19 protein-coding genes and 2 pseudogenes are annotated in these 22,294 nt (G+C 47.3%); 9 read left to right on the top strand and 12 right to left on the bottom strand.

All coding sequences use genetic code 11. From position 1 onward, the window contains the following. The first annotated feature begins 612 nt into the window (after nt 1-612). Genes MKR94_RS06110 through MKR94_RS06100 form a run of 3 tightly spaced genes read left to right on the top strand, consistent with a single transcriptional unit; the run spans nt 613 to nt 2,840 of the window. The gene (locus tag MKR94_RS06110) at nt 613-1,284 is read left to right on the top strand and encodes an amino acid ABC transporter permease (RefSeq protein ID WP_338328009.1); all 672 of its coding nucleotides are present in this window, start codon (nt 613-615) and stop codon (nt 1,282-1,284) included. Between the two features lie 4 nt (nt 1,285-1,288). Next, entirely contained in the window at nt 1,289-2,053 is a 765-nt protein-coding gene (locus MKR94_RS06105) for an amino acid ABC transporter ATP-binding protein (protein WP_241646136.1), read from the top strand. Nucleotides 2,054-2,069: 16 nt separating this feature from the next. After that, nucleotides 2,070-2,840: an amino acid ABC transporter substrate-binding protein gene (locus tag MKR94_RS06100; protein WP_241646135.1), complete on the top strand. Its 771-nt coding sequence runs from the start codon at nt 2,070-2,072 to the stop codon at nt 2,838-2,840. A 27-nt stretch (nt 2,841-2,867) separates the two neighbouring features. Here the strand turns inward: MKR94_RS06100 and MKR94_RS06095 are convergent. Continuing rightward, nucleotides 2,868-4,016, bottom strand: a pseudogene (locus MKR94_RS06095) (amidohydrolase). Between the two features lie 268 nt (nt 4,017-4,284). Between MKR94_RS06095 and MKR94_RS06090 the strand changes: the two are divergent. The 5 genes from MKR94_RS06090 (at nt 4,285) to MKR94_RS06070 (ending at nt 8,757) form a co-directional block, all read left to right on the top strand. Next, the gene (locus tag MKR94_RS06090) at nt 4,285-5,088 is read left to right on the top strand and encodes a MetQ/NlpA family lipoprotein (protein ID WP_241646134.1); all 804 of its coding nucleotides are present in this window, start codon (nt 4,285-4,287) and stop codon (nt 5,086-5,088) included. 127 nt (nt 5,089-5,215) lie between these two features. After that, nucleotides 5,216-6,487 (top strand): OprD family outer membrane porin, encoded by a 1,272-nt coding sequence (locus MKR94_RS06085; protein WP_422047508.1) that lies wholly within the window; start codon nt 5,216-5,218, stop codon nt 6,485-6,487. A gap of 287 nt (nt 6,488-6,774) precedes the next feature. Beyond that, on the top strand, nt 6,775-7,026 hold the full coding sequence (locus tag MKR94_RS06080) for a hypothetical protein (RefSeq protein ID WP_241646133.1): 252 nt from the start codon (nt 6,775-6,777) through the stop codon (nt 7,024-7,026). Nucleotides 7,027-7,268: 242 nt separating this feature from the next. Further along, nucleotides 7,269-7,517 carry a hypothetical protein gene (locus MKR94_RS06075; protein ID WP_241646132.1) on the top strand — a complete coding sequence of 83 codons (249 nt, stop codon included), beginning with the start codon at nt 7,269-7,271 and terminating at the stop codon, nt 7,515-7,517. Beyond that, nucleotides 7,510-8,757 (top strand): purine-cytosine permease family protein, encoded by a 1,248-nt coding sequence (locus MKR94_RS06070; protein ID WP_241646131.1) that lies wholly within the window; start codon nt 7,510-7,512, stop codon nt 8,755-8,757. Before MKR94_RS06075 ends, MKR94_RS06070 begins: the two co-directional genes overlap by 8 nt. 34 nt (nt 8,758-8,791) lie before the next feature. Here the strand turns inward: MKR94_RS06070 and MKR94_RS06065 are convergent, their stop codons facing one another. The 6 genes and pseudogenes from MKR94_RS06065 to MKR94_RS06040 all read right to left on the bottom strand — a co-directional run bounded on the left by MKR94_RS06065 (nt 8,792) and on the right by MKR94_RS06040 (nt 15,286). Beyond that, on the bottom strand, nt 8,792-10,405 hold the full coding sequence (locus MKR94_RS06065) for a GMC family oxidoreductase (protein ID WP_241646130.1): 1,614 nt from the start codon (nt 10,403-10,405) through the stop codon (nt 8,792-8,794). Nucleotides 10,406-10,434: 29 nt separating this feature from the next. After that, the gene (locus tag MKR94_RS06060) at nt 10,435-11,871 is read right to left on the bottom strand and encodes a c-type cytochrome (RefSeq protein ID WP_241646129.1); all 1,437 of its coding nucleotides are present in this window, start codon (nt 11,869-11,871) and stop codon (nt 10,435-10,437) included. A 101-nt stretch (nt 11,872-11,972) separates the two neighbouring features. Beyond that, a pseudogene (locus tag MKR94_RS06055) lies at nt 11,973-12,269 on the bottom strand (sugar dehydrogenase complex small subunit); the annotation flags it as partial. Nucleotides 12,270-12,312: 43 nt separating this feature from the next. Then, a complete protein-coding gene (locus tag MKR94_RS06050) occupies nt 12,313-12,462 on the bottom strand; it encodes a hypothetical protein (RefSeq protein ID WP_241646128.1) in 150 nt (49 codons plus the stop codon). A gap of 12 nt (nt 12,463-12,474) precedes the next feature. After that, nucleotides 12,475-14,757: an FdhF/YdeP family oxidoreductase gene (locus MKR94_RS06045; RefSeq protein ID WP_241646225.1), complete on the bottom strand. Its 2,283-nt coding sequence runs from the start codon at nt 14,755-14,757 to the stop codon at nt 12,475-12,477. Nucleotides 14,758-14,869: 112 nt separating this feature from the next. Further along, nucleotides 14,870-15,286 (bottom strand): DoxX family protein, encoded by a 417-nt coding sequence (locus MKR94_RS06040; protein ID WP_241646127.1) that lies wholly within the window; start codon nt 15,284-15,286, stop codon nt 14,870-14,872. Nucleotides 15,287-15,587: 301 nt separating this feature from the next. Here MKR94_RS06040 and MKR94_RS06035 point away from each other — a divergent pair, with 301 nt between their 5' ends. Further along, a complete protein-coding gene (locus MKR94_RS06035; RefSeq protein ID WP_241646126.1) occupies nt 15,588-16,355 on the top strand; it encodes a tyrosine-protein phosphatase in 768 nt (255 codons plus the stop codon). Here the strand turns inward: MKR94_RS06035 and MKR94_RS06030 are convergent. From MKR94_RS06030 to MKR94_RS06010, 5 genes are all read right to left on the bottom strand, one after another. Then, nucleotides 16,352-16,996: a ZinT family metal-binding protein gene (locus tag MKR94_RS06030; RefSeq protein WP_241646125.1), complete on the bottom strand. Its 645-nt coding sequence runs from the start codon at nt 16,994-16,996 to the stop codon at nt 16,352-16,354. The two genes, MKR94_RS06035 and MKR94_RS06030, sit on opposite strands and share 4 nt — an antisense overlap. Before the next feature lie 239 nt (nt 16,997-17,235). Next, nucleotides 17,236-18,222, bottom strand: coding sequence for a Csu type fimbrial protein (locus MKR94_RS06025; RefSeq protein WP_241646124.1), 987 nt, complete (start codon nt 18,220-18,222; stop codon nt 17,236-17,238). 62 nt (nt 18,223-18,284) lie between these two features. Next, entirely contained in the window at nt 18,285-20,663 is a 2,379-nt protein-coding gene (locus MKR94_RS06020; RefSeq protein ID WP_241646123.1) for a fimbria/pilus outer membrane usher protein, read from the bottom strand. A 5-nt stretch (nt 20,664-20,668) separates the two neighbouring features. Continuing rightward, complete coding sequence (locus MKR94_RS06015; RefSeq protein WP_241646122.1) at nt 20,669-21,379, bottom strand: fimbrial biogenesis chaperone; 711 nt, start codon at nt 21,377-21,379, stop codon at nt 20,669-20,671. A 28-nt stretch (nt 21,380-21,407) separates the two neighbouring features. Further along, nucleotides 21,408-21,941, bottom strand: coding sequence for a Csu type fimbrial protein (locus tag MKR94_RS06010; protein ID WP_241646121.1), 534 nt, complete (start codon nt 21,939-21,941; stop codon nt 21,408-21,410). Nucleotides 21,942-22,294 lie beyond the last annotated feature (353 nt).

Here is a 22,294-nt window from a genome sequence, read left to right as displayed (position 1 = left end):
GATCCGCAGAGAAAAGCTGGGTATTTTCGTTACGAATGTGAAATGTATAGGCTGACTGAAGATAAGGTTAATAAGACCTATACCTATAAGAAATACACTCTTGGCGTAATCGTCAGAGAGAAAGGTTGGACAATTAGCCATTTTTTATACAAATAGAGGAGGGGTTATGATTGAACTAATTTGTGGCACACGAATATTACCCCTTACACCTTAGGAAAGAGAATGTCACGGTGTGGGTGATGACTGAGTAGGCAAAGCAGGCTTAAGCTCAAATTATGGAATACCCTCGTAGCAGTCTATTATTAGACCTGTTGATAGTTAGGTAACAAAATCATCCGCTCTTATCCCCCACTATAGTCCTCAAAAGCCACCCTTATCCCTTCTCTAGGTAACTTGTACAGTTCACTGTATGCCAATCAGATCTCCAACTTTCTACGCCGATGTGGCGATTTCTTCATCACTTTCGATTCAAAAAGCATAGAGGGTTAAGGCTTGTTCTAAATCAATACCGAAATGATATTTCCCTCCTTTCATTTACTGCCTAAAATAGAGAGAGTGGCTATCGATAACGATAGTGTTAATTTTTTAACTAATTCCTATGGAAGGTGGACTGTGCCAGATTGGCTGAATCTCGCCGCGGAATCATTCTGGCCGATGCTACATGCCGGATTGACTTTTACGATACCCTTAACGCTGATAGCCTTTGTACTGGGTCTATCGCTCGGTTTCCTAGTGGCACTTGCCCGCTTGTACGGGCCTAAGCCTCTACAATATTTTGTCCGTTTTTACGTCTGGTTATTCCGCGGTACGCCGCTGTTAGTACAGCTTTTCTTAATTTTTTATGCCTTACCGAGCGCCGGGATTACCATTTCTGCTTTTCCGGCAGCGGTGATCGGCTTTACGCTAAATATCGGGGCTTATTCCTCTGAGATTATTCGTGCGACCATTAAATCGGTGCCGGTCAGTCAGTGGGAAGCGGCGCACTCGATTGGTATGAGTTGGCGTCAAGCATTGGTACGCATTATCTTGCCTCAGGCGGCGCGGATTGCGGTACCACCTCTATCGAACACCTTTATTTCGTTGGTAAAAGATACTTCCTTAGCCTCGGTGATCACCGTACCAGAGATGTTTTTGGCCGCACAGCGTATTGCTGCGGTAACGTATCAGCCATTGATTTTGTATATTGAAGCGGCGCTTATCTATCTATTTTTCAGCACAATTCTTTCTGTATTACAAAATAAGCTTGAAAAGCATTTCTCACGTGAAACCGTGACAGGAGATTAGCGCAATGATTTCATTACAGGGAATTAATAAATATTTTCAGGACAACCATGTCCTGAAGGATATTAGCCTGACGCTACCGAAAGGCTCGGTGACTGCACTCATTGGCCCGTCAGGGAGTGGCAAAAGTACATTATTACGATGTGCTAATCTGCTTGAGATTCCTCAGTCCGGTCAAATGCAACTGGGTGAGGAGACATTGGTATTTACGCGTAGACCGCCACGCTCAAGAGACATTCAGAAAATTAGCCGCCAGACGGGGATGGTATTTCAAAACTTTGCCCTGTTTCCCCATAAAACTGTGCTGGAAAATATTACGGAAGGGTTAATTATCGTACATCGGATGCCGAAAGCGGAAGCAATAGCCCGTGCGGATGCTCTGCTTGAAAAAGTCGGCCTCTCGCACAAACGTGATGTACAGCCAGCGACCTTATCCGGTGGGCAGCAACAACGCGTCGCCATTGCTCGAGCACTGGCTCCCTCACCACAAGTCTTGCTATGTGATGAGCCAACGTCAGCCTTGGATCCAGAATTAGCCGCGGAAGTGGTGGCGGTACTCCGTCAGCTCGCCAATGAAGGGACGACCATGCTGATGGCGACGCACGACCTGCGGTTAGCCGCCTCGGTCGCTAACCAGACTATTTTCCTTGAAGCAGGAGAGATTGTCGAAACGGCAGATTCGGCTACGCTTTTCCATTCCCCGCAAAAAGCACGCACGGCAGAGTATATTGCCACGTTAACGGAAGGCTTGCCTGCTGGCAGCCCGACTTAATTTACCAGGAGTCGTTATGAAAAAGAGTTCTCTTGCACTAGCCGCTATGTTAGTCCCTTTTGCCTTCGCAAGCTCAGCGATGGCAGACACTCTCGCCAACTTAAAATCGTCAGGCCAATTGAAGATCGGTACAGAAGGCACCTATGCGCCCTTTACCTTTCATACTATCTCGGGAGACCTTACTGGTTTTGATGTGGAGATTGGTGAAGCGATTGCTAAACAGCTTAAAGTGAAACCCGTCTTTGTCGAAAGTAAATGGGATGGTCTGATCGCGGGATTGGATGCAAAACGTTATGATGTGGTCATCAATGAAGTCGGTATCAGCCCAGAGCGCCAGAAGAAATATGCATTCTCTGCGCCTTATATTGCATCTAAAGCGGTACTGATCGTTAAAAGTGATAACGACAGCATCCATCAGTTTAGTGATCTTAAAGGTAAAAACTCTGCGCAGTCCCTGACCAGTAATTATGCACAAATTGCTCGTCAATATGGTGCGCAATTGGTGAATACCGACGGCTTTAATCAAGCGGTAGATTTAGTTGTACAAGGCCGCGCTGATGCAACGGTCAACGATAACCTCTCTTATCTCGACTTCAAAAAACACCGTGCGAATGCGCCCGTGAAAGTCGTCGCCTCGGAAGAGAATGCCAGTGCATCGGGTGTGTTAATGCGTAAAGACGATACGTCGTTACAAACCGCCATTAATACTGCCTTAGCAGAGCTGAAAAAAGACGGTACCTATCAGAAAATCTCCCAGAAATACTTCGGGGCAGATGTTTCGCACTAATCTCCCTAATGCCCCCTTCTGGGGGCATTACCCTGCGCGGTATGCGGTTAATCCAGCGATGGCAAAATCGGCCAGATAGTGGGCGGTGGGCAGGAGAACGTGGTCGTTTATCTTGAAAGCGGGGTGGTGCAGCGGGTGTTGCTCTCCGGTGCCGACCATCACAAACGTACCGGGGGTACGCTGTAAATAATAGGCGAAGTCTTCGCCAATTGGACTGGCATCGACCTCTTTAGCGATCAAACCACTTTTTGTTGCCTGTGCTAAGGCAAATGCCGCTCAGTGCGGATCGTTAACCATTGAAGGAGGACCAGCCTGCCAGTCGAGATCAATCTTGACGTCAAACGCGGCAGAAAAGCCGGTGATAATCTGTTGGAAACGTTGTTGAATCCTCTCCCGCGCTTGAACAGAAAAACTTCTGACCGTGCCTTCTAACCATGCCTTATCGGGAATAATATTCCACGCGCTACCGCTATGAAACTGGGTAATAGAGACGACGGCATTATCCGCCGACGGAATATCACGACTAATAATGGATTGCAGACTGGCGACCAGCTGGCTAGCGATAACGATAGGATCGATACTCTGCTCAGGCTTTGCCGCATGGCTCCCAACTCCTTGAACACTTAGAGCAAAACAGTCGACGGCCGCGGTTAAGGAACCGCCTTAACAGCCAATAGTGCCCGCTGGGAGGGAGGGATCGTTATGGAGACTGACTCCCGCAAAAGCCTCATCCAATGCACCGCTAGCAATAATCTCTTGCGCGCCCACGCCAATCTCTTCGGCGGCTTGAAATAAAATACGGACCCGGCCCAACAGCTGAGCCTCTTGTCGCTTCAAGATGATCGCTGCGCCTCAGGCGGCGGTACTGTGAAAATCATGACCACAGGCATGCATGATGCCAGGGGGTTCAGAGCGATAACTGACATCAGCTTGCTCTTCAATCGGCAACGCATCAATGTCTGAGCGAATCACGAAAAGTGGCCTGTCTACCGGTCCCATTTCTGCCGCTAATCCGGTGTTAAGCGGTAAATCAAGCACCCGTATTTGATGCTCATCAAGTTGTTGGCGGATATGGCGAGTGGTTTCCACTTCTTGTGACGAAAGCTCCGGAAAATGATGAAGTTCGTGGCGAAAATCGGTTAGGTAGGTCGAAAATTCCTCAGTGTTCAACGACATCTTAGCAGCCTTAGCGTCAGTGCGAATCGAAAGGGTAGCGTTTGAGCCTAACAGTAACCGTTTGGTTTGTTAAAAAACGATAAGCGAAAAGCTTAGTCGTAATGGATATAAGCGCAAGACATCAAGGGTTTCCGGCATCCTTGGCCTGATCATGAAAAGACCTTCAGCTCTTTCACTTGCATCAGCCTCAAAGATTGATTAGATTTATTTGGATGTCTAGATGCCTAAACTTCCACTTGTGTCGTGACCACTATCTTAAGGAACCCTGATGCGCCACCTAAAACTAATGTCATTACTCTTTGCGGGCTGCTTGCTGGCGGCATGTGATCAAGCGCCAGAAGATATGTCTCAGATTAAAGTGGGTGTGATCACCGGGGCGGAAGAGCAGGTAGCTGAAGTCGCGAAACAGGTCGCGAAACAGAAATACGGTTTAACAGTAGATCTAGTCAGTTTTAGCGGGTCGATACTGCCCAATGATGCAACGAATCATGGAGAGTTGGATGCCAATGTCTTTCAGCACCGACCTTTCTTGGCGCAAGATAATGCTGCCCATGGTTATCATTTAGTTGCGGTAGGTAATACTTTCGTTTTCCCGATTGCGGCCTATTCTCGTCATATTCATTCTGTGTCGCAGCTCAAGGATTATGCGACCGTTGCAGTACCCAATGATCCGACTAACTTAGGGCGGGCGCTACTGCTGTTAGAAAAGCAGGGGCTACTCAGCTTGGCGCCGGGTAAAGGACTTTTACCCACCACATTGGATATTACCCAAAACCCTCGGCATCTGACCATTCTGCAGTTGGAAGGGGCGCAGTTACCGCACGTATTGGATGATCCTAAGGTAGCGATTGCTATTATCAGTACCACCTATATCCAACAAACAGGGTTATCCCCGTTGCACGACAACTTGTTTATCGAAGATAAGCACTCCCCCTATGTCAATATTATTGTTAGCCGCGAGGATAACCGCCAAGCGAAAAACGTGCAGGAGTTTGTGAAAGCTTATCAGTCACCTGAGGTGGCAAAAGCCGCAGAGCGACTGTTTAAAGGTGGTGCTATTCCAGGGTGGTAGCTATCGAAAAAAAGAATAAAAAAAAAGTTTTAATGCTTTTTAAAACTGGATTAACAATGCTAGATTGTCAAAGTAAGTAAAACTTACCTATAAAAATTCATATAAATTTACATAATAGGCAGACACAGTGAACAAGGTTTTTTCTTTTTGTTTTTTAGCGATGTTGGTCGCCCAACCCGCTTTTGCAGCGTCTCAACAGGAAAGTAACGGATTTATCGAAGATAGCCACCTTAATCTTATGATTAAAAATGCGATGATCAATCGTAATTATAAAGATGAAGGGGTACGCACACGTCGCGAATGGGGTCAGGCCTTTATCGGTACCTATAAATCCGGCTTTACTCAAGGTGCGGTAGGCTTCGGTGTTGATGCCATCGGTCAATACGCCGTCCGTCTGGATGGTGGTCGTGGACGCAGTGGTGCGGGGGGAATAGACTACTTTTCGCAAGACAGTGATGGCCGCGCGAAGAAAGATTTGGCGAAATTTGGCGCGACAGCGAAAATGCGTTTTTCCAATACCGTTTTCAGTTACGGTACACAACAGCCAACCCTACCTATTCTGACGTCGGACAGTTCTCGTCTGTTAGCTGAAACCTACACCGGTTTTATGCTGGATTCTCAAGAGATCGACGGTCTGGATATTACCGGCGGTTACTTTACTGCCGAGCAGCGCAAAAGCGCCGAAAGCCAAGACTCTGGCTTAGATAATATCGCCTTTGGTGGCGTGAAATACGTCTTTAATGACCAGTTCACTGCTTCGGTCTATGCGTCTCATGTGCAAGATGTCGATAACAAACAGTATTTAGGCTTTACCTATACCCAACCATTCGACGAAAAGCAGAAGATGGTCTGGGACTTCAATGGCTATAATTCCCGCCTCGATAAAGCCTATGCCGACAGTATCAGTAGCGGCCGCAGCAATACTATTTGGAGCCTAGCGGCTAGCTATACCTACGATATCCATACTTTTAAAGTCGCTTACCAACAGAATACCGGTAGTAGCGGTTATATGTATGGCGGTTACCGTAATAAAGGTGGAATCGGTGATGGCGGTAACACGATTTGGTTAGCGAACTCCTACTGGTCTGACTTTAACGGTGAGGACGAGCGCTCTTGGCAAGCCGCTTATTCCGTGGATCTCGCGGGATTAGGTATTGAAGGACTACGCTATGACGTGGCTTATGTGCGCGGCGATAACATTAAAACCTCGGCCTCCAGTAACGGTCATGAGCATGAGTTCTTCAACCAGATCCAATATAAGATCCCTTCTGGTTTCGCCAAAAATCTACAGATAGGGATCCGTTACTCAGTATTACGTGTTTCGTCTGACGCCTCTGACTACAATGCTGGCGGGAATGAAATTCGCGTCATTGCTCAATACCCATTGTCAATTTTCTAATCTCTGCGGGTCGTCGTGCGCTTGAGGATGGCGACCCTCGTAACCCCTAAAGTTTGGTGCTAAATTACCGTTTATTAATCTTCAACAATACCTTTACGCAAAAATGCCACATCCTTGTCGACCAGTGAGCGTAAAACCTTAGGCTTCTCATCGACAAGGTAACGATGAATCCGACCTTATTAGCATTAAGACCTGATATTCAAGCACTCCTTCCTAAACTGACGCGCTAGATAAACATCTTCACCAGCATCCCGAGCTATCGATGCAAGAAGTGAGAACCGTCACGCTTGTCGCCAAAAAACCATAAAACCATAACACTGCGGATATCAAGTGACGAAAAGGTGGGGGTAACCGGTATTGTGGCGCTATTAGAGAACGGTAAGGGACCGGTCGTCATGATACGTACCGATATGGATGCCTTGCCGGTGGCAAAAAAGACGGGCCTACCCTATGCGAGTCAAGCGGTGGGGAAACTTGAGGATGAAACGCCAACCCCGTCTCCCATATGTGTGATCATGCTATGCACGTTGTCTGGTTAACTGGTGCCGCGGAAACCTTCGCTAAGTATCGAGCGTTAATGAATACTCGTGTTCCAGCCAGGCGAAGCGATCGGCAAAGGGGCCTTGACAATGATTGAGGCGATGGAACATTTGCCTAAGCCAGATATTATTCTGTGACAGCATGTGATGGTAGGTAAGGCCGGGTCTATTGGATATCGTGCAGGGGCTATGTTAACGCAGGCGATAGCGTTACCTTCCATGGCCGCGAGGCGCACGGTTTGATGCCACAGAGTGCAATTGATCCAGTGATAATGGCGGCTCATTCTGCCGTACGCTTACAGACCATCATCTTGAGAGAAACCTCTCCTCTTGATAGTGCGGTCCTGACGATTGGCACGTTGCAGGTGGGATTGGAAGCGATGCTGGTGGCCGCGCTAACGTGGTCAGCGGTAGATCAACCAAGGGATCGCGGCATGATTATTGCTTTTCTTCTTTCTATCGTTGAAGTGTGGAGAAGAGAAGATGACTAAAACGTTTCAGGAATATGAGCACCAAGCCGTCCCCATTGTCGCCCGTAGAAGCCTTTTGTCGATTTCCATCATCTGGTCCGGTTTTACAATGGTGATGGTTGGGGCATTTGTCGGGGCACAAATCATTAACGGACTCGGCTTTCGACGGGGCATGTTAGCTATTCTTATCGGCAATCTGCTTCTTGCCGGTTATGTGGCGTTACTCAGCGCCTTTGCCGCGAAAGAGGGGAAAAGTTTTGGCCTCAGTTGTCGACAACTTTTTGGTGAGTGGGGTGGTAAGCTCATTACGTTCTTCTTATCAGGACTCGTTGTTGGCTGGTTTGCCGTCCAGACGGGACTGGCGGGAGAATCGGTTTTTAAGGTACTCGGCCTCTCGCAGCCAGTCGCCATATTACTAATGGGTGGACTCTTCACCTTGCTCGCTACGGCGGGATTACGAATGCTGAAACCCCTCAGTATCCTCTCAATAGTATTATTTGTCTTCATGGGAGCGGTCAGTTTGGGACTTAACTTTCAGCACCATACGCTCGCTGAAATCGTCGCCTATCAACCCAGTCATTCGACATCCTTGGCTCTAGGGGTAGGGGTGACGCTCGCCATTTCGGTTTTTATCGATTCAGGAACTTTGACCGCCGATTTCACTCGCTGGTCGAAAAGTCCGACCCAAGCAGTGATTGCCTCATTATCGGCGTTTCCTATCGCTAATACGATCCCCATGCTATTGGGAGGGATTGTGGCAGCCAGCCTGACCGCTAAAGACGGTAATTTTGCGCAGCTACTCAATCAACTCGGCCCAGGCTATACGCTGTTTGCGGCGCTGTTCTTTGTGATCAACTGTGCCTCGGTGGCGACTCACGGCCTCTATAATGCCGCAGCGGGCTGGGGAAGCTTATTTAATCTGCCTTTCCAACGTTTGGCCGTTATTCTTGGCGCGGTAGGGACCGGGTTAGCCTTGGCGGGGATCACCGGGTTTCTTGTCAGTTGGTTAAGCTTACTGGGTATTGTCGTACCAGGGATTGGCGGAGCGATGATTGCTTGGAGTGTGGTGGGGCGGGGGCGTTTTGCGCCAAACGCACTCTTAATCAGCTGGGGATTCTCAATCTTTTGCAGCACATTAGCGTCGGTCTATGCGCCTGAATATTCGGTGGCAGTGATCGCTATTTTTTCGGCCTTTATTACTGCCTGTGTACTGTTGACCTGTTTGCCACAGAAGATGACAACCGGCGAACACCTCGGATAACACACTACCGCCCTAGTCGGGGCGGTAGTGTGGCTTACGCGTGCAGCATCTCTTTCTTGATGCTGTCGCAAGCACGTAACGAGAGGGCCACCATACTCAGGGTTGAGTTGACGGTTCCTGCTGCGGCCATTGCGCCACCTGACGCGATATAGAGATTTTTATGGTCGTGGGTACGCATCCATTTATCGACGACCGAATCTTTTGGATCATGCCCCATGATGGTGCCGCCCATAATATGGTTATTAGGGTTAAACCAAGGGGTCATCTCAATCTCGGTTGCGCCAAACAATTTCGCAATGTTCATCAGGTGTTGACGAGAGTGCACAGCGGAACGACGCACATAATCCCCGACATCATAGGTTACATGTGGGAAAGGGATACCTAACTTATCTTTGCGCTCTGTACTCAGGGTCAGGCGGTTATCGGGGTGAGCCAAGACATCATGGTTCACGTAAATATCCATTCCACAGGCGGCACGACGGATCTCTTCATCCAACTTCTTACCGACTAATCCCATTTGTAGCGCTTTAACCCCGGCTTTGTGGTTTTGCGAGGTATTGTTCATTCCAATTTGGATCGCGGAGTGATCACGTCGGAAATCGCCATCACGGAAGTTGGTGATCGAGCTCATTTGGACGGATCCGCCACCGGTCCAGATCGGTTCTGACGCTTGGAAGCTCATCAAGATCCCTGGGTGATCCATCATGTTACGGCCGACTTGGTCGGAGCTGTTAGCGATACCGTTCGGGTTACGATCGTTGGCCGCCAGTAGCAGAAGTTTCGGTGTTTCAATACCGTTACCGGCGAGTACAAACGTCTTCGCGGTGACGGTATGCGACACTGTATCCGGATCGTAATAGTGCATGGCAGTGATGTTATTATCTTTATCGGTATCGATACGATAGACCACGGCATTAGGAATAAACTTCGCGCCAGCGTTCTCGGCCTTCACCACACTATGGATACCATTATACATGGCGCCGATTGGGCAGATGGGCATGCAGTTGTTGTTACCGCAGCACTGCGGGCGGCCATCGTAAGGACGGCTGTTACGTCCCTGAGGCACCGGAGTATTGATATAACCCGCTTGCGCAACCACTTCGGTGAAGCGGCGATCAGCAGGACCGTATGGCATCGGCTCCATCGGGAAAGGCTTCTTAAGGGGGGCAACGTACTTTAACGAGGTATCGTTGGGGCCATTCACCCCAATTAGGAAATACTCTTCTAGCTCATCATAGGTAACCGCCCAATCGCGGCCTACGCCGTAAGTACTGTGTAATTGTAGATCGGCAGGCAGGAAGCGCCAGCAAGAAGCTGCCCAGTGCCAGGTCGTTCCGCCGATGCCTTTGATCATCCCTTGACGAAAGGCGCTCGCATCAGGCTCTGAGACTTCAGGATACTCGTTGTACGGGTTCAATTGTGGATGCACCGCCCAAGGCTGGGCGGGGTACGGTGTCGCATAGTCAGACTCTGACTTGTTCACCGGTGGCATATTACGCCAGTTTTCGACCACTTCCCCACGTTCCCAACGCGGACCGGCTTCGAGGACTAATACGGATAGACCGGCTTCCGCTAACTCTTTGGCCACGGTACCGGCGCAGATCCCTGCGCCCACTACCACGACATCTGCACTATATTGTTCTGACATAACACCCTCTCACTGCGAATTCGAATGGTTTATCCACGAGACTTTTTACGCGAACGGCGGATAACCAGTAATACAATAATTAATACCACCAAGACCGCTCCACCGAGGGTAGCGGGTCCAGCAACGCGTGCGAGTAGAGGTTGTGCCCCTCCTTGACGTAACGCCGTTACCTGTTCAGGAGTCACCTGTAAATCGGGATTACCGTATTGTTGGAAAATATAATTACTCAGGCTGGCAATTTGCTTATCGCTCAGGGCTTGCACCGGTGAATCAGGACCAAAGCTTGGCATTAACACTTCTTTGCCTTTCACTTCACGCTGAACACCAAACAGGATGGCAGAGACCAAGTTATTCAGCGTATTACCACCGGTAGCGGTATTGTGTGATAGCGAAGGATAGAAATGGTCAGGAGTACCTTGTCCATCTGGCTGGTGGCAGCTTGCACACGCACTGTCGTAGAGCGCTTTTCCACTCATCTCTTGCGGTAATCCGATTCCGAGTCCAGCGGTACCTCGTACTTCGGTATCGACATTGGAGGCTTGTCCAAAATCACCTGTCGCCTTGGCCTGATGGGGCTGAGCGTGGGCCGGTAGGCTTTGCAGATAAGTGATGATGGCTTCGATATCGGCATCATGCAGATGTTGTAGGCTGTTGGTGACCGCCTCAGCCATTGGACCGGCTGCCTGTGCTTTACCTGGAACATCACCCGTTTGCAGGTACTGTTTTAATTGATTCCGTGACCAGTTACCAAGACCACTGAGTTTATCGGCGGTAAGATTAGGGGCATACCAGCTACCTAAAGCCGCACCGCTCAGCGCATCAGCACCTTGTTTCTGTGCCATCATCGCGTTACGAGGGGAGTGACACTCACCGCAGTGCTCAAGATTATCGACGAGGTATTTCCCACGGTTCCACTCTGCGCTTTGCGAGGCATCATTCTGATAAGCACCAGACTTAAGGAACAGTAAGTTCCAACCCATCATCATCTGGCGGATATTAAACGGGAAGCTCAGTGCCGTGGTTTTATTCTCGGTATCGACCGGCGCAACACTCCGCATAAAGTAAGAGTAAAGCGCATGAATATCCTCATCCGTTAACCCAGAGTAAGAAGCATAAGGCATGGCCGGATAGAGATGCGCACCGTCGCCACGGATACCGTGCCGCACCGCTTGTTCAAACTGTTGCTCGGTATAGGAACCAATGCCAAACTGCTTCGACGGCGTGATGTTGGTGGAGTAGATGACGCCCATCGGCGAGTGGATCGCGTAACCGCCGGCAAAAGGTTGCTTGGTAGTAGAATCGGTATGGCACGCTGCGTAGTCGGCGGCGATAGCCAAATATTGACCTTTAGCAATTAAATTCTGCTGTGTCTGCTCAGGGGAGGGCGCGTGAACAGGAAATTGTTCAGCGGCTTGCGCGAAACCCGCGAGGCTGCCAAATCCAAGGCAGATTGCTGAAATTTTCACGGCGAGTTGATAAAAAATTTCTCACAGTAACTCCAAAAGGTGGAATTAGTTATCGGTAACATTTTTTTGAAACGAGAAAATCGGCTCAGAAAATTAGAATGTTAATAAACGATCAACCGGGGGGGATCCGCCGTCCAATAGTCAGGACCGTTATACGCATAGGTCGGAATGACCATGCCGTCACGGGGAACCTGATACATCAGCGCATTCTGGTAAGAGAGTACTTCTGCATGGTGGCTGTTATCCACAATACCAAGATACCAGCCACGGATGATAGTCATCATCACCTCATGTTGCGGCTGCCCTTGCAGTTGCTGATCCAGCGCTTCTACATCGGCAGGTTTATGCTCGTCGATCCACTGGCTTAAGGCCGCATACTGGTCTGAGAATTGCGCCGAATGCTGATTAAGCGCTTCCCATAGACGCTGACCTAAGGTGGTATCAAGCGAGTGATGCCCGGGTTAATAAGCGAGAAACTTTCAGGAATTGGTTGAGAGTATGGGGATCAGGAGGAGTAACGGCTGCTTTCTCTGGTGTCGCGGCAATGGCTTGCCCGGTCAGTACGCTACCGATAGCGAAGCTGGCGAGCACCTCGCGAGTCGTTTAGGTGGGTTCGGTGGTCTGAGCGACTAATTTAACCGGTAAAGATTTATACGCAGGGGTTCCACTCTGCTGATCACGGTAACTTAACGGAATGAGAATGTTAGCTTCAGGATAATAGGCTCCTACAGAACCTTTGGCGATAGCATATTCGATCACGGTGATCTGCGTCATCTTCGCTTGGCAATCGGGTAAGGCGGTCTCGATATCCACGATGTCACCGTGTTCTAGTCCTTGTTCACTCATATCCTCTGGATTCATAAATAGCACGTCTCGACGCCCAAATACGCCACGATAGCGATCGTCTAAGCCATAAAGCGTGGTGTTATATTGGTCATGACTGCGTAAGGTGATTAAGCGGAAGACTCGCTGCTCGGTCAGAGCATGGTCTTCATTTAGTCCGGGATAGACCATAAAATGCGCTCGGCCAGAGGGCGTAGGCCATTGGCGCTGGGTGGGCGGTAGCGGCATGCGGAATCCTCCCGGTTGTTCAATACGTTGATTATATTGTGTAAATCCAGGAATGGTGGCCTCTATGGCATCGCGGATACGGGCATAATCCTCCACGTAATAGGCGTAGTTGACCCGAGAGTGAGGTAAGATGGATTGTGCCATTCCGGCCACTATCGCGATTTCTGATAATAACGCGGGTGAGGCAGGTTTTAACTTACCGGCGGAGGCATGAACCATCGACATACTGTCTTCGACCGTAATCGATTGTCGGCCTGTGGCTTGCTTGTCAATTTCGGTGCGCCCTAAACAAGGTAGGATCAGGGTTTCTTTCGCCACCAGCAGATGACTGCGATTAAGTTTGGTGGCGATATGGACACTCAGTTCCAATGCTTTGAGTGCTGGGAAACAGTGCTCCGGATCGGGAAGGGCAACGGCAAAGTTTCCGCCCAAACAGATAAGGGCTTTGGACTCACCACGAATAATCGCTTCCATCGCCGCCGTGGCATCGTGACCGTGTTCGCGCGGTGAGCGTATGCCGAAGAAATGATCCAGATCCTGCAAAAAACGCTCGTTAGGTTTCTCAGAGATCCCCACCGTCCGGTTTCCTTGAACATTTGAGTGGCCGCGTAATGGGCAGATCCCCGCGCCAGCCTTACCAAAATTTCCGCGCATCAATAACAGACTCGCAATCAACTGTACGTTTTCGGTACCGTGCGCATGCTGAGTAATTCCCATACCGTAGGTGATGATAGTGGCCTTGGAATTGGCGTAATGTTCAGCCACCCGGCTAAGCTGTTCGACGCTTAGGCCACTTGCCTGTTTTATCGCTTGCCAAGAGGTTGCGCGCAAATCCTGCGCAAATTCTTCAAAGCCTAGTGTATGTTCATCGATAAACGCATGATCCAAGATATCTTGATTGATCGCCTCGGCATCCAGTAAGGCTTTAGCGATCCCTTTGAGTGCCGCGGCATCGCCCCCCGCTTTAACTTGGTAATAGGACGAGGCAATATCGGTCGATTGATAGGTTGCCATCTCTAATACATTTTGCGGGTCAGCGAAGCGCTCTAAGGCACGCTCTTTCATCGGATTAAACACAATAATGGGCACGTTACGACGAGCAGCTTCATGCAGTGTCCCCATCATTCGTGGGTGGTTTGTGCCGGGATTATGGCCGATCGAGATGATAAGTTCTGTTTTTTCGAAATCCTCTAAGGACACTGTCCCTTTACCGATACCAATAGAGTGCGGTAATCCAACGCTGGTGGCCTCGTGACACATATTCGAACAGTCAGGGAAGTTGTTACAGCCATATTCGCGGATCATTAACTGGTAGAGGTAAGCAGCCTCGTTAGAGGTTCGTCCTGAGGTATAGAATTCGACTTGTTTAGGCGATAGACCCTGTAAGGTCTTACCTATAAGACTGAATGCCTGATCCCAACTGACGGGTTGCAGCGTATCTGTGTCAGCGTTATAACGTAGCGGTTGGGTTAAGCGACCATACCCCTCCAATTCGTAATCACTGCGTTGCAGCAAGGTACTGACCGGCGTTTTACTTAGAAACTCAGCGGTGACACGACGTGAGGTCGCTTCCCATGTTACCGCTTTGGCGCCGTTCTCACAAAACTGGAAAGTCGAGTGGTGATTCTTATCTGGCCACGCACATCCCGGGCAGTCGAAACCATCTGGCTGATTGGTATTCAGCAGCGCCTTGGGCGCGACTAGGGTATCCATCTGCGTCTTAACGGCAATCGCCGTGGCTTTTAAGGCCCCCCAGCCGCCAGCGGGTCCACTATAGGGATGAATACCAGGTACTTGACGCTTGGTCGACATGATTAACTCCAATAGGCTAGGGGATTGGTTTAATTATAGGCGTCTAATGATGTCAAGCAAGGGAGAGAAGTGTGTCGAGAAGTGAGGGGGAGTGAGTTTCCTCCCCTTTAGCGAATTACTCTTTAGAGATACTGTATTTCCCTGCGCCAAGCAACATCAGGACTAGGCCGCCGACTAAATAGAGCACTTCTGTTTCCAGCGCCCAAGCCCCTACATCGGTTGTGTGCCAGAAGTTTGCGCCAGCAATCAGTAACAGGGCAAACACCATATTGATGGCATAAACCAGAGCCGCCACACGGGTGAAGAAGCCGAAAATAATACACAGTGGTGCGACCACTTCTCCAATATAAGCCCCATAGGCGAGCAGGCTCGAAAGGTGATGGGCCACAAGGATTGGGGCGATCCAAGATACACCATGCATGAGCTTAAAGTATCCGTGAAATAGCATCAAACCACCCAGTAATACCCTAAGGAGTAAACGCCCTGCATTAGGGTGATCCACAGCATGATTAAATTTAGTGAGTCGTGTCATCACTGTATCTCCTGTTGAAAAACCAATCATATAGCGGAATAGTTACGTGATGAAATTGAATAAATTTGAAGATCATGGAAAAAAAATTTGTGCGTGAATTCAACAAGTAATTGATATTCAAACCTGAGATAACCTTCATTAATGGTTGTTTCATCGAATAAATTATCTTTAGGATGGTTTTTTTACCCGCTGCGTAACGCCATGATATCGATCATCTTTTCTTAGATATAAAGCAGTATGATGTCTCACTCGCTCAATACTCTTATTTAACATGGGCTGCGGTCTAGAGGAAAAAAACGCCATGATATCTCAACCTATCAGGTTACAAAGTATCGCTAATTTTCGTCAATTAGGCGGTTTAATGACGAAAGAGGGGCGAAAAATTCGCTCAAATTGTCTATTCCGCTGCAGCGCCTTGGATCGGCTCACTGCACAAGATTCTAAGCAGTTAGCTCAGTTGGCAGGCGTGACTATTTTGGATTATCGTGATATTCATGAAGCACAGGCAAAACCCGACCAGATAGTTGCTGCGGCCGTTTACCTGAATATTCCGGCGAATCCGCCGGACCTAGCCGTCGATGCGAAGGTGGTCGAGTTCTCGCCGCAGGCCATTGAAGCATTAGACGTCGATCGTTTTATGACGCAACTCTATCAACAATTGCCTTTTAATAATCCGGCGTGGCGCCAGTTGATCGCCACCCTCAGTCATCCCGAAACCCAGACTGTTATTCAGCACTGCGCTGTCGGTAAAGATCGCACTGGACTAGGATGTGCGATCACACTCTTACTCTTGGGATGTGAAGAATCAGTCATTATTGACGACTATCTAGCGACCAATGGTCGATTGGAGGAGATTGGCCAGCAGGCGTTAGCGCTATGGCCAGCAGGAGTAAGCGAAAAAGCACAGGCTAACTTTCGACAACTGCTCTCGGTCGATAAAGCGTGGCTTGTCGCAGCCTTGACAGCGATAAAGCAACGATACGCTTCGATTGAGCAGTGGCTGGAGCAGGAATATGGCGTTACCGCACAGCAACGCCAATTAATCCAAGACAAGTGGTTAGAAGCTTAATGGTGGATCATATCCTCAATGATCTCTTTCTCCATCATCTGGTAAGGAAAGTAAGTCGGCCAATGATGGAGTTCGCTGAACAATGCCTGTTGTGAGTCATTGCCGAGGAAAATGTGGAAGTGATCAGAATGGTGTGGCGCGATACGATGATCGCTAAATTGTAGATAGCGCGGTGCTTTCGAAGCCGGGTCACGACATTCGAACAGATACCTTACCCCACGCTTCCCGGAGGGATAGGTTAGGATCTTATAGCCAGCACTGTGGTAGTGACAGGTGGTTTTATTTTGGCCTTGGATAAAGTCGACCTGACCATTCTCAATTTCAATACTGTCGATATCTGTCTGATAACCGGTCTGGTAGTACTGAGCAATCTCGTTTTCAGATTTATGCTGAGCGGCGGCTTTCGCTGCAAACACCGGTGCTAGCGCCCCTTTTTGTAATAGAGGATAAACTGATTGCCAGACGCCATCCCAATCAGAGAGAGGACGTTCAGCCACTTGTAGATCGCTAAACTCACCCTGCGAAATCTTTTTCTCTTCTGCGCTCATCACATGGCTGTGACTGCCATGTGCCCAGACTGAGATGGAGGTAGTGCAAAGTAGAGCTAACACTAGCCCTTTTTTCAGAGGTGTGAATGCCATGGTAAAACCCTTATTTATGTTTTGTTATAACATAACACTAAAGGCGGTGAGTTTCTACTTTATTGCATGGTGTTATGGAGGGGGGAAACCTTATCGCTTGTTAGACGCTCATGTTACCAAAAGAGTAATAACCGTTAAGGCTGGCTAATAGAGAAAGTAATAATATCTCCGATTAGCGCTATAGAGTGGTTTAAGGGAGTGACCACCCTTACGCAGCGTAACGGTGGTTAATTTACTTATCAGTACGTCAAGGTTATCACAACGGTATCGGTATAGGTGCCTGGGTTTCCGGGTATGGCAGTTCCTTTTGCGATACGGCCATAAATAGTCGTTGCTTGAACACTTCCCGTGCCGGTTAAGGATACACCGCCGCTCCCTCCTACAGTTGATGTTCCACCTGCTTCATTCCACACCGCTGCCGAGGCCCCGGGGGCAGTTTTATAGAGTTGATAAGGAATATACGCACTGCCATTAGTCATCCTTCGCGTATCAGATACCGCATTATTCCCGCTACCAAGGTAGAGAGTATAGGGGGTGTTGAGGTTACACACTGAAAAAACAGCGCTTGTCGTATCGTAATTTTGGGAGGCTGTATTAATGTCACTGATTGTTCCAAAATCCAATGTCGGACTGGTATTTAATTGGCAATAACTGGGCATGGTCAAGGTATAATTCATCGTCAGATCAGCATAATCCCAGCCTCCACCGCCAGACCCCTCGCAAGCTCCGCTCCCACCTTGCATATCAATCATAAGATGAAAAGAACCTTGGTAACTCCCCGTAGGATAAGCTTTAAGTATATTAGTATTGGCAGGGACTCTGAAGGTGATGGAATAAGGGACTTGGTAATTGCCCGAATAAACTGTTCTGGCTGGACCATACCAATTATCGGTGCTCATCGCGCTCGAACGCGTCACCCCACCCACACTGAGATTAACCAATTGATAGGCGAGGGCTTGATTACTGACACTTGAGGTAATTCCACTAAATACAGCTTTTGCGCAAATATAGGGGCTAACGTTTGCGTTATTAATAGTGATACAAATAATGCCTAATAATCCGCAGACTCGTTGGGGCTGTATACAAGTAATAGTTCCACTAAAAGTGATATCGGCATTCGCGGTATTATTTGCTGCAGTAAAGCTGAAGACTTGAGAGGAGCTGGTGGTGGTCGCGGTACAACTGGCCTGCGACGTTGGGATAAAAAATAAAAAGAGCCCACCCAATATTATCAATCTTAGTAAAATAGAGTTGCGGAGGAAGCGTTTCAAAACGCTCTGGATTATCATTAATGGCATAGATAAGGTCCTAAAGGATGCGTAGGCGAAGTGTTATCTGAGTAAGCAAAAGTGAACTCGCAATGTCCTTTGTCTAATAAATCAATAGAGACTTTGTTGTGCGACTGAATTCCGGTTAAGTACACTTCGCTATCGTAACCCACGACAGTTGGTGACTCCTGATTCAGTTGGACTTGATAACCCGGTGCGATAGGTTGATGTTGACTATCAACAATCTTAACTAAGGCAGACATCACTTTTCTTACCTTGAAATCCACCAACGTTCCTTGATTGTAGCTAGTGGTGACACTTTGCGAGGTGCTCACAGGTTGCCAATCGAGAGGCAGATGAGTGGGGTCAATATAGAAATTATTTTTAACGTAAGGAGTGACACCCGAGACGAGTAAAGCCCCTTGATTATTAGTGGCACCTAAATCCACACCGCCATTAATGATATGGCTCCCCGGACCGGCATTTTTTATAATGGTAAATGCATTATCGATACGTTGTGCAAAGAACAGCGAATTCTCTGCCAGAACGATTGAGCCAGTGGCTGAACCATTTGCTTGATAATTCTGTGCAGCGCGTGCGAAGTCAAAGGTGAGGTTATTATATCGAGTATTGACACTCGCATAGCCGCCAAAGTTATCCTCGTGTTTGGCCGTCTGGTAATAGCCGCCATAATTGAGTGTATTTTGGCTGGAGGTCGATAGCTTATCAAATTGCTGACGTAAACTACTCGTCCCAGCATTATTGCTATAGTTAGACGTTAAGTTAATATCATTACGGGGTTGGTATTGATAAGTCAAAAAGGCACTCACATCATGATTGTCACGCAAATTTTTATTTAAGGTTAAATAGAAGCTATTTGTGCTCGTTATATTACCGCTAAGATTTAACGATACCGTTCGGTAAGTATCATTTCGATAAGCAATGCTGTTGTAATTGGTTGAAATATTTAGTGCAGAAAATAGACGGTAATTAAAGCCTCCTCGCGCAATAGTCGACGCATAAGGGCTGACAGTATTGATGTTCGACTCCTTTGTCGTCGAGGCTTGATAACGTTTTTGTGAGACACGTGCAAGGTCGTAATAGTCTTGATAAGTTCTTTGGTAACTTGCGTTGACGGTAAGCTTCGGTGATAAACGACTTTCGATCCCAACTAGGGTTAACCCACCTTTACTGTTTTTGTATTGGCTCCCCGCAATATCCGCATTGATAACACCCATACCCCAAAAACTTTTTGCTAACCCTAGCCCAGCGTTATTAAGTCCATCGCTACTATTTTCAATATGTGTGCTTGCAGTTAACCGATCAGTTAAGCCATAGCGCAGGCTGCCAGCTGAAAAAATAACGTCATTATCGTAGTGATTTGAAGATTGGCCAAAATCGTAACGCGGGATACCGATATCTAATGAATATTCGCTCAACCCTTGTTGCAGTATATTCGGTGAGAAATAGTATTTTGCCTCGGTCCTCACCTGTCGACCATTAGTGTCAGTCGTCACCAAACTCACATCGGAGCCATTCACATAGGGTAGTGATTTGATATCAAAGGGGCCTGAGGGAACATTGGTTGAATAGACTTTTTGTTGATCAACATAAAGGTCCAGCGATGAGGGAAGGGCGGCGCTTCCGGAAAATTGTGGTAAGGCGGCCGTAATGATATCTGAACGCTTGCTGTAGGCACTTGAAATTTGTATACCTGTGAGACGTAAACTGTTTGACCACTCAGTCGTATTAGAGACGTAATCACCAATCAGGTAATTTCGAACTTTTTCATTATCGATATACTGCCATCCCGAGTCTAGGCGAACGATATGCTTATTATCGTTACTTCCCTTATAGCTAAAATTATACAGTGAATTAGAGTAAAGACTGCCCATACCAGTGGTATACAGTAGGTTTACTCCACCGCTAACCATTCCGTTAGTGTTAGTGGTTGAATTGAAAGCGGTATAATTAACCACCATTGCATTAATTGCGGGGCTGAGTTCGCCTGCAGTCTCACCACCTTGCGAATTTGCGGATAAATTGTAGGTTGATAAGTTTTGACTGTCGGTGACGATAAATAGGTTTTGATTCGGGGCATCATAACGATAGGTTAGATTTTTAATTCCCCGTAAGTCGACCCACTGCTCATTTTGATAATTAGGTAAGGTAATTCGTAATTTTTTAAGATCTTTATTCTTAACTTCAATGTCACCCGCCGCATTCAGTCTGCAGGCAATCAGGTCGTTTAAGCCACCTTGATTAACTGAAGTCATTAAAAAAAGTTGATTATTACTCTGCGCTTGACCGGATGCTGTAGGGAGATCAAAAAGAGAGTCAGCATAAACCTGACTACTCTCCAATAACGCAAGTAAAGTAAAATAGCGGTAGATTTTCACAAGCGTTAATAATTAAAATTCTTACCATTTATCGTGGCGTTAATCTGTAATTTATTATTATCGTTACAGTGTGTTAAGCCTGTAATCTCATAATATTTCGTTACGGTAGGCAGTAGATAACCGTTTACAGGATTGGTGGTTACCGGATAGTGACGCTCTGTCGAGCTATCGGTTACAGTGACTTGGCTAAGCAGTAGATGGCGCTGCCCCCTATTATTCACTTGTAACAGGCATTCCCCTGAATGATTAACAATTTTTAGATCTTGAGTTTTTAATAGTTCATCATTCCCCACAAAAAGCGGTAATAAAGTACGCAGTAAGATATTGATGTTACCACTATTTTTGCGGCTATCATTAGGTTTCGGTAGTTCATCAACCACGATACGGTAAGCCTGTTCATTACTGACTTTCCCGGAGGTTTGACGAACAATCCTTACATTGAACGATCCATTTGGGGCGATGGCGATAACGGAAGGGCTGACCACCACATCATTTGTGGCCGAAAGCTGATCGTTACCTTGGTTATCTTGCGTCCAAGCAAAGGCCCTAATTTGAATATTTTCGGCCTCAGAGGATTGATTAAAAATGGTTAATGTCGTCGCTTGTTGATCATCATCTATGGCGATATTAATAGGTGATAAACGTAACGCACCGGCAAAAGCACCTTGACTGAGCAATAGGGCAAGAAAACTTAATTTAACAAGGTACTTCTTCATACAATCCTCATGAGTGTGTTAACTAAGATTAGAAAACAACATTAACTGTTACGGTATCAGCGTAATCACCAGGTACCGGAATCTGACCCGTCGCTGGAATTTTGCCATAGACAATGACCGATTGTGCTGCACCCGTTCCAGTCTTATTTTTGTAGGCCGAGTCGGTCGCATCTGTAGTACTTGTATTGACAGGGATGGGGGTCGCATACCCTGAGTCTGCATAGAGATTATAAGCAATATAATTTTGAGACCCATCGCTATTTTGCATACGGCGTTGGCTACCACTTAAGTGGGAACCACCATCGAAATTCAAGCTCCATGCAGTTCCGGGACTACAAAGAACGGTTAAACCCTGACCACTCGTACTGGTATTAGCTGTAACATCTGATACCAGATTCTTAACACTACCAAAATTAAGCAGTGCATCAGTTGCGGTTGTTCCGCCAACTGTGGCCGTATTGACGACACATGAACTTTGCACATTAACTTTGACTTGTAAGGAACCTGATGCATAGCCCGCTGCAAAACTATTAGCGGTAAATAACCCGAGACTAGTGAGCATTAACATTGCTAATGTATTTTTTTTCATTTTATGAGTCCAGTGTTAATTTAATAAGAGGGAAGTTGTACAACGAATATGGAGTTACTATAAAAAGAGAGCTAAGATTAGTCTTAATGGAGTGACTATTGAAGTGTTTTAATTGATAGGTAAAAACGATTATTGATAGTATTTAGGTTGTTTTTTAGCCTATTTTGCGGCGATAAAAATATGAGTTTTACTATATAAACTTCAGCAATCTATTGATTTTTAAGTAATATTATAATCTATAAGACATTGCTACGTAATTTATTATTTTTTTATTTTTCCTTCAAATTCACGATAAAATTAATTAATAAGCGAGCTAATTAAAGTCG

This window comes from Rosenbergiella metrosideri, assembly GCF_022602565.1.
In the GTDB taxonomy this organism is placed as follows: domain Bacteria; phylum Pseudomonadota; class Gammaproteobacteria; order Enterobacterales; family Enterobacteriaceae; genus Rosenbergiella; species Rosenbergiella metrosideri.
The sequence above is the reverse complement of the archived record's forward strand: the minus strand, read 5'-3'. Positions and strand labels throughout refer to the sequence as shown.